The organism is Shewanella sp. BJSY2023SW005, from assembly GCF_047314585.1.
In the GTDB taxonomy this organism is placed as follows: Bacteria; Pseudomonadota; Gammaproteobacteria; order Enterobacterales; family Shewanellaceae; genus Shewanella; species Shewanella algae.
The window spans coordinates 39,408-53,831 of the sequence record NZ_JBKORJ010000026.1 but is presented as its reverse complement, the minus strand read 5'-3'; the positions used below and the strand labels follow the sequence as shown (position 1 = coordinate 53,831).

General features: G+C 56.1%; 16 protein-coding genes. 4 read left to right on the top strand and 12 right to left on the bottom strand.

Annotation, left to right across the window (positions count from 1 at the left end):
- Positions 1 to 2: 2 nt before the first annotated feature.
- Together ACMHXI_RS08000 and ACMHXI_RS07995 are read left to right on the top strand one after the other, a co-directional pair.
- Positions 3 to 1,160, top strand: a complete 1,158-nt coding sequence (locus tag ACMHXI_RS08000) for an ABC transporter permease (RefSeq protein WP_101058394.1) — start codon at positions 3 to 5, stop codon at positions 1,158 to 1,160.
- Positions 1,157 to 2,320, top strand: coding sequence for an ABC transporter permease (locus ACMHXI_RS07995; RefSeq protein ID WP_413734627.1), 1,164 nt, complete (start codon positions 1,157 to 1,159; stop codon positions 2,318 to 2,320). The genes ACMHXI_RS08000 and ACMHXI_RS07995 overlap by 4 nt, the downstream gene beginning before the upstream one ends.
- Here the strand turns inward: ACMHXI_RS07995 and hydF are convergent.
- From hydF to yjgA, 9 genes are all read right to left on the bottom strand, one after another.
- Positions 2,280 to 3,512, bottom strand: a complete 1,233-nt coding sequence (gene hydF / locus ACMHXI_RS07990) for a [FeFe] hydrogenase H-cluster maturation GTPase HydF (protein WP_413734625.1) — start codon at positions 3,510 to 3,512, stop codon at positions 2,280 to 2,282. The two genes, ACMHXI_RS07995 and hydF, sit on opposite strands and share 41 nt — an antisense overlap.
- Positions 3,505 to 4,518 carry a [FeFe] hydrogenase H-cluster radical SAM maturase HydE gene (hydE, locus tag ACMHXI_RS07985; RefSeq protein WP_317058741.1) on the bottom strand — a complete coding sequence of 338 codons (1,014 nt, stop codon included), beginning with the start codon at positions 4,516 to 4,518 and terminating at the stop codon, positions 3,505 to 3,507. The genes hydF and hydE overlap by 8 nt, the downstream gene beginning before the upstream one ends.
- Entirely contained in the window at positions 4,515 to 5,126 is a 612-nt protein-coding gene (locus ACMHXI_RS07980) for a hypothetical protein (protein WP_071238676.1), read from the bottom strand. The genes hydE and ACMHXI_RS07980 overlap by 4 nt, the downstream gene beginning before the upstream one ends.
- Positions 5,123 to 6,577 (bottom strand): [FeFe] hydrogenase H-cluster radical SAM maturase HydG, encoded by a 1,455-nt coding sequence (hydG, locus tag ACMHXI_RS07975; RefSeq protein WP_208156738.1) that lies wholly within the window; start codon positions 6,575 to 6,577, stop codon positions 5,123 to 5,125. Before hydG ends, ACMHXI_RS07980 begins: the two co-directional genes overlap by 4 nt.
- 68 nt (positions 6,578 to 6,645) lie before the next feature.
- Positions 6,646 to 7,311, bottom strand: coding sequence for a cytochrome b/b6 domain-containing protein (locus ACMHXI_RS07970; RefSeq protein ID WP_413734622.1), 666 nt, complete (start codon positions 7,309 to 7,311; stop codon positions 6,646 to 6,648).
- A 10-nt stretch (positions 7,312 to 7,321) separates the two neighbouring features.
- Positions 7,322 to 7,639 carry an iron hydrogenase small subunit gene (locus ACMHXI_RS07965; protein WP_025010221.1) on the bottom strand — a complete coding sequence of 106 codons (318 nt, stop codon included), beginning with the start codon at positions 7,637 to 7,639 and terminating at the stop codon, positions 7,322 to 7,324.
- A gap of 10 nt (positions 7,640 to 7,649) precedes the next feature.
- Entirely contained in the window at positions 7,650 to 8,882 is a 1,233-nt protein-coding gene (locus ACMHXI_RS07960) for a [FeFe] hydrogenase, group A (protein ID WP_025888294.1), read from the bottom strand.
- 545 nt (positions 8,883 to 9,427) lie between these two features.
- Positions 9,428 to 9,832 carry a hypothetical protein gene (locus ACMHXI_RS07955; protein WP_025010220.1) on the bottom strand — a complete coding sequence of 135 codons (405 nt, stop codon included), beginning with the start codon at positions 9,830 to 9,832 and terminating at the stop codon, positions 9,428 to 9,430.
- A gap of 132 nt (positions 9,833 to 9,964) precedes the next feature.
- Positions 9,965 to 10,498 (bottom strand): ribosome biogenesis factor YjgA, encoded by a 534-nt coding sequence (gene yjgA / locus ACMHXI_RS07950; RefSeq protein ID WP_413734619.1) that lies wholly within the window; start codon positions 10,496 to 10,498, stop codon positions 9,965 to 9,967.
- A gap of 148 nt (positions 10,499 to 10,646) precedes the next feature.
- Between yjgA and pmbA the strand changes: the two genes are divergently transcribed.
- On the top strand, positions 10,647 to 11,990 hold the full coding sequence (gene pmbA / locus ACMHXI_RS07945) for a metalloprotease PmbA (RefSeq protein ID WP_413734617.1): 1,344 nt from the start codon (positions 10,647 to 10,649) through the stop codon (positions 11,988 to 11,990).
- Between the two features lie 71 nt (positions 11,991 to 12,061).
- Here the strand turns inward: pmbA and ACMHXI_RS07940 are convergent, their stop codons facing one another.
- From ACMHXI_RS07940 to ACMHXI_RS07930, 3 genes are all read right to left on the bottom strand, one after another.
- Complete coding sequence (locus ACMHXI_RS07940) at positions 12,062 to 12,682, bottom strand: hypothetical protein (protein WP_025010218.1); 621 nt, start codon at positions 12,680 to 12,682, stop codon at positions 12,062 to 12,064.
- Positions 12,682 to 13,029 carry a hypothetical protein gene (locus ACMHXI_RS07935; protein ID WP_025010217.1) on the bottom strand — a complete coding sequence of 116 codons (348 nt, stop codon included), beginning with the start codon at positions 13,027 to 13,029 and terminating at the stop codon, positions 12,682 to 12,684. Before ACMHXI_RS07935 ends, ACMHXI_RS07940 begins: the two co-directional genes overlap by 1 nt.
- 119 nt (positions 13,030 to 13,148) lie before the next feature.
- Entirely contained in the window at positions 13,149 to 13,997 is an 849-nt protein-coding gene (locus ACMHXI_RS07930; RefSeq protein WP_025010216.1) for a substrate-binding periplasmic protein, read from the bottom strand.
- A gap of 196 nt (positions 13,998 to 14,193) precedes the next feature.
- Here ACMHXI_RS07930 and ACMHXI_RS07925 point away from each other — a divergent pair, with 196 nt between their 5' ends.
- The gene (locus tag ACMHXI_RS07925) at positions 14,194 to 14,418 is read left to right on the top strand and encodes a ribosome alternative rescue factor ArfA (RefSeq protein WP_096141104.1); all 225 of its coding nucleotides are present in this window, start codon (positions 14,194 to 14,196) and stop codon (positions 14,416 to 14,418) included.
- Positions 14,419 to 14,424 lie beyond the last annotated feature (6 nt).

Sequence of the window (14,424 nt, the reverse complement as noted above, 5' to 3'; positions counted from 1 at the left end):
TTATGAAGAAGTTGCTTCGGCGAGAGTGGCAGGCTGTCTGGCGCGATCCCTGGCAGCTGGCACTGATAAGCTATCTGCCGCTTATCGGTGTGCTCTGTCTTTGGTGGTTGTTTTCCGCCGGGTTGCCCAGGCAGTTGCCGGTGGCGCTGGTGGATCAGGACAACTCCAGCCTCAGTCGTGAGCTTGGGCGTCATCTTGAGGCTAATCCTGTCACCGCCCCCAGGCGCTATCTGGCGCTGGACGAGGCGGTCGAGGCGATGCGCCGCGGCGAGGTCTATGCCTTGGTCATCTTGCCCTATGGTTTGAAGCAGGAACTGCTGACCGGGCACACTCCCACCATAGACCTGCGCTACAACGGCCAGTTTTTGCTGGTGGGCAAACTGCTGGCCAGTCAGTTGCAACTGACCCTGGCCGATGGTTTGCAGCAGGTGGCCAGGCTCAAGCAACTGGCGGCAGGCGTCAACCCGTCCCAGGTTGAGGTGCACCTCAGCCCTGTAAGCACCCAAACCACGGCGCTGTTCAACCGCAATAACAACTATGTCGGCTTCCTGGTGCCGCCTGTTCTGATAGCTCTGTGGCAACTGCTGGCCATGTTGGCTTTTGCCGGCAGTCTCAACCGTGAGCTGCGCCAGGATACCTTGGGCGAATGCTTCCGCCTGGGTATGCCCTCAGTGCTTTTGAGTAAGTTTATGGTCAACGGCGCCTTTATGCTGTTGCACGGCGGCTTTATTTTGGTGCTGTTGTATCAACTGCTGGGGCTGCCGATAGCCGGGCAACTCCTGTGGCTGCTGCCTATGCAGATCTTAATGTTGATGGCGGTCTGGCTCTGGGTGCAGGGGATTTTCTTTATGCTGGCCGACAGCGCCAGGGTGATCAGCTTTTGCACTGCGCTGTTTGCACCCGCCTTTGCCTTTATGGGCATTACCTTCCCGACCGGAGAAATGCCGCTGCTGGCGCAGTGGTGGCGTCTGTTGATGCCATCAAGCCACTATATAGAGTCTCATGTTGCGTTGGTGAGCTATGGCGCCGGTCCGGCCAGCTTGCTGCCTCAGGCGCTGGGTTATCTCGGCTTTCTGCTGCTGTTGATCCCCAGTTGGTTCTTTGCCCGTCGTTATGCCAGGGTGCTGCAGTCGCAGTTGCCGCTTGAGGAGACGTTATGACAGCCAAGTCCCTCTCGTTATGGCAGTTGATCTGGCTGGATTTACGCGCCTTGGTGCGTGACAAGGCGATCTCTTTGACCCTGTTTGGCGGCGTGCTCTTCTATGCCGTGCTCTATCCCTTGCCTTATCTGCATCAGGTGCCCACAGAGCAGCAGTTGGTGGTGGTGGATCACGATAACTCCTCGCTGTCACGGCGGCTTATCCGTCACGCCGATGCCAGTGCCCGTATCCAGGTCGTCGGTCGGGTCGGCTCCATCGACGAAGCCAAGGCCTGGGTCACCGATGGCCGCGCCCATGGTTTATTGGTGATCCCGTTTGATTTTCGCCGCGATCTGTTGCTGGGACGGGGCGCGACTTTGAGCTTCGGCGGTGATGCCAGTTACTTCCTGATCTATTCCGCTGTGGTAGAAGGTTTGGTGAGTGCCGGTATGGATGCCGGCAAGCAGATCCAGCTCAAGGGACTATTGGCCTCGGGCCAGAGCCCTGAGGCCGCGGCCCAGAGTCTGGCGCCGATTAAACTCAATGCCGTACCCGCATTCAATAAAGGTTTGGGTTATACCCCCTATGTGGTGCCAGGATTGTTTCTGCTGATTTTGCACCAGACCTTGCTAATAGGCACAGGCATACTCGGCGCCGGTCAGTGGCGCCAGCCGGGCTATTGGAACCGGGTCAGCCCCTTGATGCTGGTCAGTGCTCGGGTGTTGGCCTTCGGCTTGCTCTATTGCCTGTTCAGTGCGCTCTATATTGGCTGGTGTTATTACTTCTATCAGGTGAGTTTGCAGGTGAGTCTTGGTCAGGTATTGTTGCTGATGTTGCCTTTCCTGCTGACCACGGCCAGCGCCGGGGTAGCGCTCAGCTGCCTGTTTGTCAGGCGCGAGTTGCCGACCCAGATCCTGCTGCTGGTATCCATGCCCATCCTGTTTGTCAGTGGCTTTGTCTGGCCTTTGGCACTGATCCCTGAGCCCTTGGTATGGCTGTCGCAGGTGATCCCGGCTGTGCCGGCGATTATGGGAATGTTGCAGCTGAACCAGATGGGAGCCGATTGGGCGGTTATTGCCCCCAAATGGTTACAGCTCTGGGGGCTATTGTTGCTGTTCTTCCCTCTGGCGGTTTGGGGCGTTAGTTGGCGTCGGCGTCAACTGGCAGCAGCGGCGAACTGACTCTTTCCAGCACGCCACTGGCCTTGGCCAACACCAGCCCATAGTTGGTGATGGCGACGCCGCGGCGGCGACATTCGAGAATGCGCCGCTGCATCTCCACCCGCCCCAACATACAGGCGCCGCAGTGCACTACCAGTTTGTAGCGTTCCAAATCGGCCGGAAAGTCATGGCCGGCACAGACGCTGAACTGCAACTGTTTGCCGGTCAATTTGCCGATGGCCGCCGGGATCTTCACTCTGCCTATATCTTCATCCTGCACCTCATGGCTACAGGCCTCGGCGATCAGTACCCGATCGCCATCCTCGAGCCTTTCGAGCATCTCGGCGCCTTGCAGCTGGGCCGGTAGATCGCCCTTGGCCCGGGCAAACAGGGTGGAGAAGGTGGTCAGAGGAATGCTGTCGGGTACCTGAGCGGCCACTTGTCTCACCGCCTGGGCATCGGTCACAACCAACGCCGGTGGCGTGGGCATGGCGGCCAAGGCCGTGGCCAGCTCAGACTCACGGCAGATGCTGGCAATGGCACCGTTATCCAGCGCTTCTCTGAGAACCTGCACCTGGGGCAAAATCAATCTGCCCTTGGGGGCCGCCGAATCTATCGGGGCGACCAGCAGCAGTTGCTCTCCTATGCGGTAACAGTCGGCGGCCAGCACGGGGTCGCAACGAAAATCTGCCGGTACCAGTTGAACCAGTTGCTCGACCAAGTCTTCCCGGTGTTTTGCCTCTTGGGTCGACAGGCATAAGAACTTGATGCCCTGGTCGTTGAGCCAGTGCTGATGCTCTGCGGGCAACGGGGCCAGATCTTGCTTGTTCGCTACCACCAGGATTGGCAGCTGCCAGCTTTGCAGCAGTAACAGCCAGTCGCGGTCAAACTCATCCAACCCCTGTTCATCCAGCACATAGACGGCGATATCGGCCTGTTGCAACGCCCGGCGACTGGCGGCTATTCGCTGAAGCCCCAGGGCGCCGGTATCGTCCAGTCCGGCGGTATCTATCAGGGTAGCCGGGCCGACCGGATGCAGTTCAAAGGGCTTGCGCACCGCATCTGTGGTGGTGCCCTTGGTCTCAGAGACTATGGCACTCTGTTGGTTGGATAAGTAATTGAGCAGGGAGGATTTCCCGGCGTTGCGACGACCACACAATACTATGTGCAGTCTGACCCCGCGGGGGGCTGCATTGGGGGCCGAATTACACATTAATTTGTCTCCTGGCGTTGCCTCTGTCCGCAGAGCAATACAAGCCGCGGGCTTTAAGGCTGAGTCTGATATCGGCGAGACGCTGCTCCAGCGGGCAGCCGGAGGCATTCTTGCCGGGGTAAATAAGGTATTTGCTGCTGTCTTTCTGTGGCGTGAACGAGGGCATAAGCACGTTGCAGCCGCGGCTCAGGGATTCGAGCCTGGCGCCTTTTTGCAAGGCGTCCAGGGCGCTGGTGGCAGGAATGTTGGCACCGGGATTGAGTAGCCTGAGTATGGCGCAGGCTCGCTGGCACTCAAGCACCTTGCCGTTGGCTGTGTTTGCCAGCGGGGTTTGTGGATGACTGACGAAGGGACCGACCGCCAACATCTCCAGTTCCATGGCTGAGAGCGCCAACAGGGTGTCAGCCAGGTCATCGTTCTTGCTGCCCGGCAGGCCACAGATAATGCCACTGCCGGTCTCATATCCCAGGCTCTTGAGGGTTTCCAGTAGCCTTAGGCGGTTATCCAGCACTCTTCCCGGACGCAGACGGCTATAGAGCTCGGCATCCAGGGTTTCCAGTTTCAACAGATAGCGGTCGGCGCCGGCTTCGCGCCAGAGCGCCAGCTCACTGTGGCTGCGTTCACCCAAAGATAGCGTGATGGCCAACTGGGTTTGCTGTTTGATGGTACTGAGGATGCGGCTTATGCCATCCTGGCGAAAGCGGCTGTCTTCACCGGATTGCAGCACCAGGGTGCCGATGCCGGCTTTATCTACTTTGAGGGCCGAGTCGATGATTTCTTGGTGGCTGAGCCGGTAACGCTCAATGTCGCGATTGGCGGCTCTCAGGCCACAGTAGTGACAGTCGCAGCGGCAATAACTGGAAAACTCCACTATGCCTCTGAGCCAGATCTCTTGACCGAAGTATTGACGCTTGACCTCATCGGCACGGGCAAACAGCCAGTCATCGGCTTCGCCGCAGAGCAAGGCTCTGATTTCTGCTGAACCCAGATTTTCGGCCGGTTTCATGCTTGGGATCCCGCTTGTTTCAGCACCTGCGCCAACTCATCGGCGTAGCGATACAGCGCCTGTTGCCAGGGCGTGGCAGCGACCTTGGTGCGGCCTTGCATTCTTTGCCATAGGCCTGCCGGTGGCAGCCCCAGCTCGCGGCTGTCCAACTTGAGCCACAATCCCAAAGGCGCCAGATGTGGGCTATGGGCATAATGGCCGACAAACAGTTGATCATCGAGCAGTAGCAAAGGCGCGCTGGCGGCCAGTTTACTGCTGACCGCCGTCACCTGCTCGGGCCAGGAGGCGGCGAGTTGATTGCTCCAATGTTGAGACACCCGGTATTCCTTGAGGATTTCCGCCTCGGTGGATTCCGGGCGCAACATTTTGCCGAACGCCAGCCCGGCTTCGCTTTGTAACTCTTGTGTCACTATCAACAGCTGCGACAGCTGGCTGCTTTGCAGTCTTTGCCGCAGCAACTGATCTATCGCCCCTTCGCTGAAATTGGCATAGTGGCCGGCATGCAGGGCTACTCGCCGGGCACGGCTCAATGCCGATTTCAGCTGTTGTTTTGGCAGCCCGGCATAGAGACGGCATCCGGGTGCCAGTACCAGAGTTTTGCCTTTCACAGATAGATGTCCCTCTCGCCCGCATCTGTGCGCGTGAGGCAGGCCTCGATATTACGTCTTCTGGCGGGGCTGAGTTTATCCAGCTCGGCGGCTATCAGTGCCTCACCGGCTTTGCGGGTCTGCTCGCTGGCGTAGTCGTTGAGGTATTCCTTGAAGGTGATCAGGGCGTTGGGTTGGCAGAACTTGCCGATAAACTGCTGCTTGGCCAGGCCGATAAAGTGATCGCCGGTGCGGCCCTTGCGGTAACAACCGGTGCAGAATGAGGGGATGGAATGGCTATGCTTGACCAGATCCAATACCACTTCCTCCATGCTGCGGTGATCGCCCAGGCTGAATTGAGCCGCATCGTCTTCCTGGTTGTAGCCACCAGGGGTGGTACGTGAGCCGGCGCTGATCTGTGATACCCCCAGGCTCAGGAGTTCACGTCTGAGTTCGGCACTTTCACGGGTGCTCATAATCAGTCCTGTGTAGGGCACTGCCAGGCGGGTAATGGCCACCAGGCGCTTGAAGGTGGCGTCATCGACGACATAGGGTGGCCGCTCCGACAAACTGGAGCCATCGGCGGGCTCAATCCGCGGAAAGGAGATGGTATGTGGACCTATGCCGCAATCCTGTTCCAGTTGCTGTACATGGGCGAGCATGGCCAGCAGTTCGAACCTGTGGTCATAGAGACCGAACAGCACGCCAATGCCCACATCGTCGATACCGGCTTCCATGGCTCTGTGCATGGCGTAGAGACGATAGAGGAAGTCCTTCTTGCGGCCTTTGAGGTGCACCTGTTCGTAGGTCGTTCTGTGGTAGCTTTCCTGAAAACACTGATAAGTGCCTATGGCGGCCGTCTTCAGCAGCTTGAAGTCTTCTGCGTCCATGGGAGCGCAGTTGACATTGATGCGGCGGATCTCACCGCCTTTGCCTTTGCGCACGCTGTACATGGTCTTGATGGAGTCGACTATGGCGCGGGCGTTATTGCGCGGGTGTTCACCGTAGACCGCCAGGATCCTTTTGTGGCCCATATCTTCCAGGGTTTCCACCTCGGCGATCAGCTCCTGCTCGCTCAGGGTCTTGCGTGGCAGGTCATGGTTGTCGGCGCTGAAGCCGCAATAGCTGCAGGCGTTGGCGCAGTAGTTGGAAACATACAGGGGGGCGAACAGTACTATGCGATTGCCATAGATGGCGTCCTTGATGCCACGGGCAACGGCAAATAGCTCTTCGTCCAGGGAGGCATCCTGGTTTTGCAGTAAAACCGCCACTTCCTCCAGCGTCAGCCCCTGCAAGCGGCGGGCTTTTTCCAGCACCTGGCGCACGGTATCCGGGCTGGGTTGCCGGTTGTTATTGAGCAAGCCCCAGATGGCGTCATCATCGATAAAATTTACGGCGGGGTTATAGTCTTTGACTTGAATCGTTTCTGTATGGCCCGATACAAGCGGGTCTGATATCAAAGGGCCTGACATCTGTAGTGGCTCTCCTGTAGATAAGGAGCGCAGTCAAACTGCGCTCCTGGAAAATGGAACTTATGGCGTTACTCGGCGCGTTTGGCGGCAACCGGAACGACTTCCTCCTGCACCCAGAGAGGGGTGTACTCGGCTGCGTCATGGTAGGGCACCTTGCCGTGCAGCATCATCGCCTTGAAATCGTCGAAGCGATAAACCGCCAGGAACAGATGCACGGGCAAAAACGCCGTCAGCAGCAGGCCACAACCCAGGTGGATCATCCCCAGCAACCAGGTGGTATCGCGTGGGATTGCATAGGGAACCAGCCACAGCGCCAAGCCCGTGATGATCAGTGCAGTACCACCGAGCAGGACACAAACCCCGAACAGCTTCTGTCCAGAGTTGTACTTGCGCATAGGAGGCACGGCGACCTTCTTGCCCAACAGAAACTTCTGTGGATAGCCGCCAAGTACCTTGAACCAACCCACATCGTTGCCACCGAAGGTGAATACTCTGTTGGTGAACAGCACAACACGGTCGAATGCCATCAGGGTGAAGGCCACCGCATCCAGCGCCATGATGACACCGGCAACAATATGAATGTCATAGGTCAGCCCCATGGCACTGTCGCTCAAGGGTTTGAAGAACAACAACAGCCCGGTTGCCGCCAGTGGCAGGAAGCTCAGCAGCAAGATGTAGTGGAACACCCGAACATTCAGCGGGTGCTTGAGAATGGGACGATTGTCCTGATGCATAGCCGACTCCTTAGGATTTCAGTTGAGTGCGATCGACAAAATGGGTGTGCAGCAACTCGTGCGACAGATGCCCCAGCGGCTCACCGCCAAATTCGCTGTAATAGCGGGCAATGGCCGGGTTGGCATGGCTGACACGGTACTTGGCAATGGCATCATCCATATAGAGGGCATCGGCCCTGGCCTTGATGTATTCGTTGCGCTTGGCGATACGGTTGCCGAGCCAGCCCACAGGCAGGGCCAGTAGCGCCAGAATCGCAGCGCCCACGGCCATGAAACGGCGCCGTGACAACAGAAAACCATCTTCGGTAAATTGATACTTGTCTGTCATGAGCAATTCCTTACAGTTGGGCAACCCAGGATGTGCCTGAGCCGTTGATAGGTTGACCGCCACCGTTGACGCAACCACCGGCGCAGTTCATCACTTCGATAAAGTGGTAGGGGGACGTGCCGGCCATCACCTGCTCCAGCAAGGGGCGGATATTGCGGCCCATGTCGTGCACCACGGCGACTTTCAGCTGCACATCTTGTTTGAGCTGTTGGTCATGAATGGTGAGTTCGGCTTCCTTGACGCCTTCCAGACCGCGCACAGGTGCCAGTTCCAGCTTGGCCAGCTCTTCACCTGTAAGCACCTTGTGTGCGGTACGCACCGCGGCTTCCATCACGCCACCAGTGTTACCGAAAATGGTGCCGGCCCCTGTATATTGGGCAAACAGGCTGTCACCCTTATATTCGGCCACATCCGGCAGATGAATATCGAGGCGCTTGAGCAGCTCAGCCATCTCGCGGGTGGTCAGCACTGCATCCACATCGGCGTAAGGGGCGGCATCACTGCCGTGTTGCTGATGGAAGCGCCAGGCAGAGTTGAATTCAGGGCGTGAGGCCTCGAGTTTTTTCGAGGTGCAGGGCATAACTGCCACTGTGAAGATCTTTTCCGGAGCCATCTCATACACCTTGGCGCCATAGGTTTTGGCCACAGTCCCGGCCATCTGCTGCGGCGACTTGGCGGTGGAAAGATGTGGCAGCAGGCTGGGGTATTCGTTTTCCAGGAAGCGAACCCAGCCCGGGCAGCAGGAGGTGAATTGCGGCAGCTTGCCGGCGCCTGGCTCCTGGCGCACATTGGCATGCAGCCTGTGAATGAACTCAGAGCCTTCTTCCATAATGGTCAGGTCGGCGGCGAAGTTACAGTCGAAGATCCTGAATCCGGCCTGGTGCATGGCGCCGTAGAGTTTGTTGGTCAGCAGTTGTCCCTTGGGCAGGTTGAAAGCTTCACCTATGGCAACCCGTACCGCCGGAGCCAGAATACCGACCACCTGAGTATCGGGATCCTTGAGCTTGGTCAGCACAGTATCCAAGGCACTCTGGGTTTCATGAATGGCGCCGAACGGGCAGTTGATCAGACACTGGCCGCAGCTCAGGCAACGCTCTTCATCAATCTTATGGGGGGCACCGGATGCGCCCTCAATAGCATGGGTGGGACAGAACTGTTTGCAGGCGTCACACCCTTTGCATTTGAGCGCATCTATCTGGATCAGTCCGCGGATCTCTCCCGGCTGATAGCTGGTTGCTGTCATGGCAATGCGTTCCTTTTTACGTGATAATATTCTTATTTTCTAATTGCTTATGTAAAAGCTATACCCCTTGGGAAAGGGCGGAGGGATTATAGGGAATGGCTTGTCGCTATCTGTGATCCAAAGCAGATCAGCCTTGAGATTTCACAAGTTTTTACATGAAATATGATGAAATTAGCCGGTGAAACAGGGGCATGGGACTTTTTGACTTAGGGAAGGTGCAAATAAGTCCTCGTGGCACTCTGGCTTGCACAGCAATTGGCGTTCAAGGCATCTGACTGAAGGCATGCCGAGGCCTGTCGAAGTCGGATAACGCAGAGAGCCGGTTGCTGTGAAAGCCCCGAAGGGCGTGGCTTACAGGCCTGCCTGCTGTGTTGTGCTTCTTGCAAAGGACTAGGGCCATTTGCTGCGAACCACGCCTTGCATCCAGGCCTGTAAGCCGACGCAGAGCACACATGGGACTTGTTCGCACCTTCCTTAGGCACAGCTTCAGCCAATTTCACAGATGTGGTGCGGGATAACACGGACACATCTAGCTGGGTTGAGCGTTAGAAATAGAGGTTTTCGACGGCTTTACCGTCAACCAGGATTTCGCACTTGTCGCCGTTGCTGGATTTTGAGGATTGCACCGCGCTGGCAATAATGCCAAAGGCGCCGCCCTGACTACCGAGCACGGAGCCGAAGTAGCACTTGCCGTCGATCTCCATCTCTTTATAGCGACCACCCAGGTTTTGGGTTGGAGTATATGGGGGGAAGGTGCCGCGCATTATGGGGTCACCGTTGACTGTCAGTTCCAGTTTCTTTTTATCGGAAAAATAGCGTCCACCGAGCTTCAGCGTTTGGCCTTTCACTTCGACGGTTTTTTCCTGGGCTATGATGGGTTGTGGGGTTGAGCTACAGCCTGCCAGCAGTGCGCCGGTACAAGCCAGTGAGGCAAGAGTCAATTTACGCATTAATCCGTCCTTTATTGGATGCGATATCTGTGGGGTATTACTTTTCCGTGTTATCCGCGCCGGATTATAACGTCTTGGCAACAAAAAACGCCAGCATCAAGGCCGGCGTTTTTTATGGTATGGTAGACTGAATCAGTCTTCCAATTCGCTGCGCAAATACTTGAACAGCTCGGCAGAGGACTTGGACTGAGGCCCCTTGGCCAGCTCTTTGTTGGCCTGACGCACCAGTTGCCTGAGTTTTTGTCTGTCCAGTTGCGGGTGCTCCTCCAGCAAGGACTGCACTTTGGCATCGCCACCACTGAGCAAACGGTCACGCAACTTCTCAAATACCTGAGCCTTGGCGGCCGCTTCGTTGTTCTTGTTCAGTACCCGCTCAAGCGAGGTCTGAATCGCCTCGAGATCTTCGTTGCGCATCAGCTTGCCGATAAACTGCAACTGACGACGGAAGGCCTCGGTATTGGGCTTGATGTTCTTGGTTTGCATGATGGCATCAAACAGGGACTCACCTAGCTCAATTTTGGCCAACTGACTCTTGCTCAGCGCTGCCAGCTGCTTGCCCAGATCCTGAGCCTCTTCACTGTCGCGTTTGAGCGAGGTCTTGCTGATATAGTCCTCGTCCTCATCATAAGGCTGTTTAAAATGCTCTGAATCGCCAACTATTTTCATAAAGTCTTTCCTCTGATACTGGCGCTGATTGTAGCATCCCCCTTGGCGCCTCGTCTTCTACGGCAGCAAAATTGATCTGTCGTGGTTATGTGAATAAAGCCGGCTTTTGTTATGCTAGGGGCAGTTTAGCCAATTCAAGAGTAAACCTGTGTCTGCAAATTTTATTGATAGTGAACTGAGTGCGTTGAAAGACGCGGTGGCAATGGCGCTGGAGTATGCCAATAGCCTGGGCACCAGTGCTGCCGAGGTGGCCATCAGCAAGCAACAGGGTCTGAGTGTTTCCACACGCCTCAAGGAGGTGGAAACGGTCGAATTCAACAAGGATGGCGCGCTGGGAATCACCCTGTATCGCGATGGACACAAGGGCAGCTCTTCCACTTCGGATCTGTCGCCGGAGGCGATTCGCCAGGCGGTTAAGGCCGCCGATGGTATCGCCCGCTATACCAGTGAAGACCCTGCCAGCGGTTTGGCCGACTCTGAGTTGATGGCGAAAGATTTTCCCGATCTGGCTCTCTATCATCCCCGTCACACCAGCCCGGAAGAGTTGGCCGAGTTGGCCATTCGCGCCGAAGCTGCAGCGCTGGACAGAGACCCGAGGATCAAGAATTCGGATGGTGCCAGTGCCAACGCCCACAACAGCGTCAAGGTCTATGGCAACAGCCATGGTTTCCTGCAGGGCTACTGCAGCTCGCGCTACAGCCTCAGCTGTGTGGTGATTGGCGCCGAAGAAAACGGCGATATGCAGCGTGACTATGACTATGGTATCAACCGCCGCTTCGACGCCTTGTTGAGCCCGGAGCAGGTGGGGATTAAGGCCGCCGATAAGACGGTTGCCCGTCTCGGTGCCCGCAAACTGGCAACCGGCAAAATGCCCGTGCTGTTTGCGCCCGAAGTGGCCACAGGTCTGGTGGGGCATCTGGTCAGCGCCATCAGTGGCTCAAGCCTGTATCGCAAGTCCAGCTTCCTGCAGGATGCTATCCACACCCGGATTTTCCCTGAATGGTTCAGCATTGCCGAGCAGCCGCATCTCAAGGGTGCCCTGGCCAGTGCCAACTATGACAGCGAAGGGGTCGCGACCCGTGAGCGGGACATAGTCCGTGACGGCATACTGGAGAGTTATCTGCTGACCAGTTACTCGGCGCGCAAGCTGGGACTGGTCAATACCGGCCATGCCGGCGGCATCTATAACTGGACGCTGGCCGATACCGGCCACAGTTTTGATGAGTTGGTGCGTTCCATGAGCCGCGGGATCATAGTCACTGAGGTGATGGGCCAAGGCGTGAATATGGTCACCGGCGACTATTCCCGTGGCGCCGCCGGTTTCTATGTCGAGAATGGCGAAATCCAGTTCCCGGTCGAGGAGATCACCATAGCCGGTAACCTGAAGCAGATGTACCGCTCCATGCAGGCGGTTTCCAGCGACAGGGATCTGCGCTCCAGCATCCGTACCGGGGCAATATTGCTCGATGAGATGAAGATAGCCGGTAACTGAGCCTGCCAAAGACTGAAAGCTCGCAGTTAAAGCGGGCTTTTTTATCAACTTGGATTACTGTTTTTGAGGGATTACTGCGCCATGCTTGGCTGTTTTGCGGACGGCTTATTTGCGGACGACTTGGGAAGCAGTTCACTGGTGTAACGTTCAATGACCAGGCTAAAGGGCTTGTCATCGGCTCGCAAAAGCAGCGCCTTGTGTTGCAATACAAATGGCGGCAGCACCTTGCTCCCTTGCCACAGCTTCAGGCTCTGGAGGTTTTCTCTCCTGAAGTCCAGCGCCTTGACGGCGGTGCCGAACGGGGTTTTTGTATGCTGTAACTGTTGATTCATCTCCTGGGTAAGGAGCTCGGGCACATACCAGTTGTCAGCGACAGATAACACTCTATCGCCACAGATAAGACGCACCTTGCGATGGCCTAGTCGGCTTCCCGGCGCCACTTTAAGCTGACGGTAGACCTCCTTGGGAGCATCATGAATAAAATGCTTTTCTCCTTCGGCGCGAATGCTGGCGTCTGTGGCCAGTTGATATTCATCACACCAGTCGCTCAAGGTTTTGGTTGCGCTACGGCTGGCGAGCAGCCGCTGATCCAGTTGTAACAACAACTCGGATGTGCTCTGGTCGGGAGTGACTTGGGGCGGTTTGCTCTGGGCCTTGGAAGCGGGAAGTAGCGCCAAGCCACAAAGCAGCATTAAACCGGCCGATATTGTTCTTCGCAGTGGGCATTGTCCTGAATGGCGGGCTGTAGGCATTGGCTGAGTTCTCTTAGGTTATTGCAGATGCTGTTGGCTCTTTGCTCGTCTCCCTGATGCAGCATGGTGAACAGATGTTGCAGTGCCATGGCATTGAGATAGTCCTGATGAACCGGCGGGAAGATATCGGCATCGATTTTGGCCCGTTGCAGGCGCTTTGTTATCGCTTGCTGACTGCTGTGCAGTACCAGCTCTAGGGCGTTATGCAGGCGCTGCTCCTCCTCGGCCATCAAGGTCATGGCCAAGTCCAGCTGTGCCTGTGGCGTCAACGGCTTGCGGGAAAACATATTACAACTCTTTGCGACCCAAAAGCAGCAGTGTACCCATTAGATGCTGGACTCAGGCTGAATTGATCCAAAATGTATCAATGGAATAGGAGGCAATACTCCTTGTATGAACAGGAGGATTAGGGCACAGCCGCCGCTTGTGATACCTGCTGCATATAGTATTGATAACGCCGCTCGGTTTCACCGCTTTCGGCCATGTCTTGCAAGGCCTGCTGCAGTGCGTAGGCCAGGCTGTCCGGCTGCAACTCCCAAGGGCTGTTGTCAATGGATATCGGCCTGTCGGCAATATAATTTGGATTGGTTCCGGCACTGAAATAACGGCTCTTGCGTGAGAAGCCCAGGTGTCCTTGTCGCCTGTGATCGCAGCAGTAGGGATGCAGTTTAAGCCCGTGCTGAGGATGGGTTTTCAGCCAATATCTCAGGGTTGATTCATCGTAGACATAGAAATCACCCTGATGCTGTTTGAGAAAGGCTATCGCCGAGTCTGTGCTCATGTCCGGTGGCTTGCGCACTATCAATTTGTCCGGTAAACCACCCAGCTGATAGCTGCCGGGGGAGATAAGCAGCACCAGCTGCTTATCCACCAATTGCTGCAACGAGGTGATGTCACTCAAGTCGGCGCGGCTGACGCCGATATAGCGTTCAGACAGGCCGTTGGCGATGAAATGCGCGTAGTCGTGGCGCTCTTTGGAGAAGGCCAGCCCGGGATAGAAGTCGATATTGCCCTTGGCAATTTCCCAGAGAATACGTTTTTTCGGCGCTCGCACTACCTTGAGACTACAACCTATTCTTGCCGCCGCGTCTTGATACAGGCTGAGATAGAGGCCACTGTTATCCGGTGCTTCAGCAATATAGGGGGCCCTGGCATTGGTGCGATACCCCATGGTCAGCTCACAGGTTTCTGCGGCAAGCAGCTGTGGTGAACAAGCGAGTGCCAGCAGCGCCAGACAACAGAACCTGAATATCACAGAACAAACCCTCCCGGATTGACTGAAACAGACTGAATAGTGATTGTTTTTAATAACATGAATAAGGTGAAACGCGACATTGTACTTTGGGCCAAGATTAAGATATTTGGTTATTGGTACAAAAGGGAGTAGTATTTGCGCGATTTTTGTCCGGTATGGCCGGGCAAGTCTCATTCCACTGAAATAAGGAGCCGATATGGCCAAACATATTAAGCAGACCGCACTGCTGGAACATGAATCCGGTCGTGGACAGATCAAAGATAACGCCCTCAAGGCGGTGGTGACCAGTTCACTGTTTCGCTGTCGCAGCGAGAAGCCGAAGAAGGGCAAAGGATCGTACAGTCGTAAAGGACGCAATGGAAAGGGGCAACAGGGTGTTGCCCCTTTTGATTTTATGACTCTAATCTTTTCACCCTGCTGACACCTC

Bases quoted from the DNA above. Each gene is read 5' to 3' on its own strand.
- ACMHXI_RS08000 (WP_101058394.1), top strand. From the start codon at position 3: ATGAAGAAGTTGCTTCGGCGAGAGTGGCAGGCTGTCTGGCGCGATCCC.
- ACMHXI_RS07995 (WP_413734627.1), top strand. From the start codon at position 1,157: ATGACAGCCAAGTCCCTCTCGTTATGGCAGTTGATCTGGCTGGATTTA.
- hydF (WP_413734625.1), bottom strand. From the start codon at position 3,512: ATGTGTAATTCGGCCCCCAATGCAGCCCCCCGCGGGGTCAGACTGCAC.
- hydE (WP_317058741.1), bottom strand. From the start codon at position 4,518: ATGAAACCGGCCGAAAATCTGGGTTCAGCAGAAATCAGAGCCTTGCTC.
- hydG (WP_208156738.1), bottom strand. From the start codon at position 6,577: ATGTCAGGCCCTTTGATATCAGACCCGCTTGTATCGGGCCATACAGAA.
- ACMHXI_RS07970 (WP_413734622.1), bottom strand. From the start codon at position 7,311: ATGCATCAGGACAATCGTCCCATTCTCAAGCACCCGCTGAATGTTCGG.
- ACMHXI_RS07965 (WP_025010221.1), bottom strand. From the start codon at position 7,639: ATGACAGACAAGTATCAATTTACCGAAGATGGTTTTCTGTTGTCACGG.
- ACMHXI_RS07960 (WP_025888294.1), bottom strand. From the start codon at position 8,882: ATGACAGCAACCAGCTATCAGCCGGGAGAGATCCGCGGACTGATCCAG.
- ACMHXI_RS07955 (WP_025010220.1), bottom strand. From the start codon at position 9,832: ATGCGTAAATTGACTCTTGCCTCACTGGCTTGTACCGGCGCACTGCTG.
- yjgA (WP_413734619.1), bottom strand. From the start codon at position 10,498: ATGAAAATAGTTGGCGATTCAGAGCATTTTAAACAGCCTTATGATGAG.
- ACMHXI_RS07940 (WP_025010218.1), bottom strand. From the start codon at position 12,682: ATGCTGCTTTGTGGCTTGGCGCTACTTCCCGCTTCCAAGGCCCAGAGC.
- ACMHXI_RS07935 (WP_025010217.1), bottom strand. From the start codon at position 13,029: ATGTTTTCCCGCAAGCCGTTGACGCCACAGGCACAGCTGGACTTGGCC.
- ACMHXI_RS07925 (WP_096141104.1), top strand. From the start codon at position 14,194: ATGGCCAAACATATTAAGCAGACCGCACTGCTGGAACATGAATCCGGT.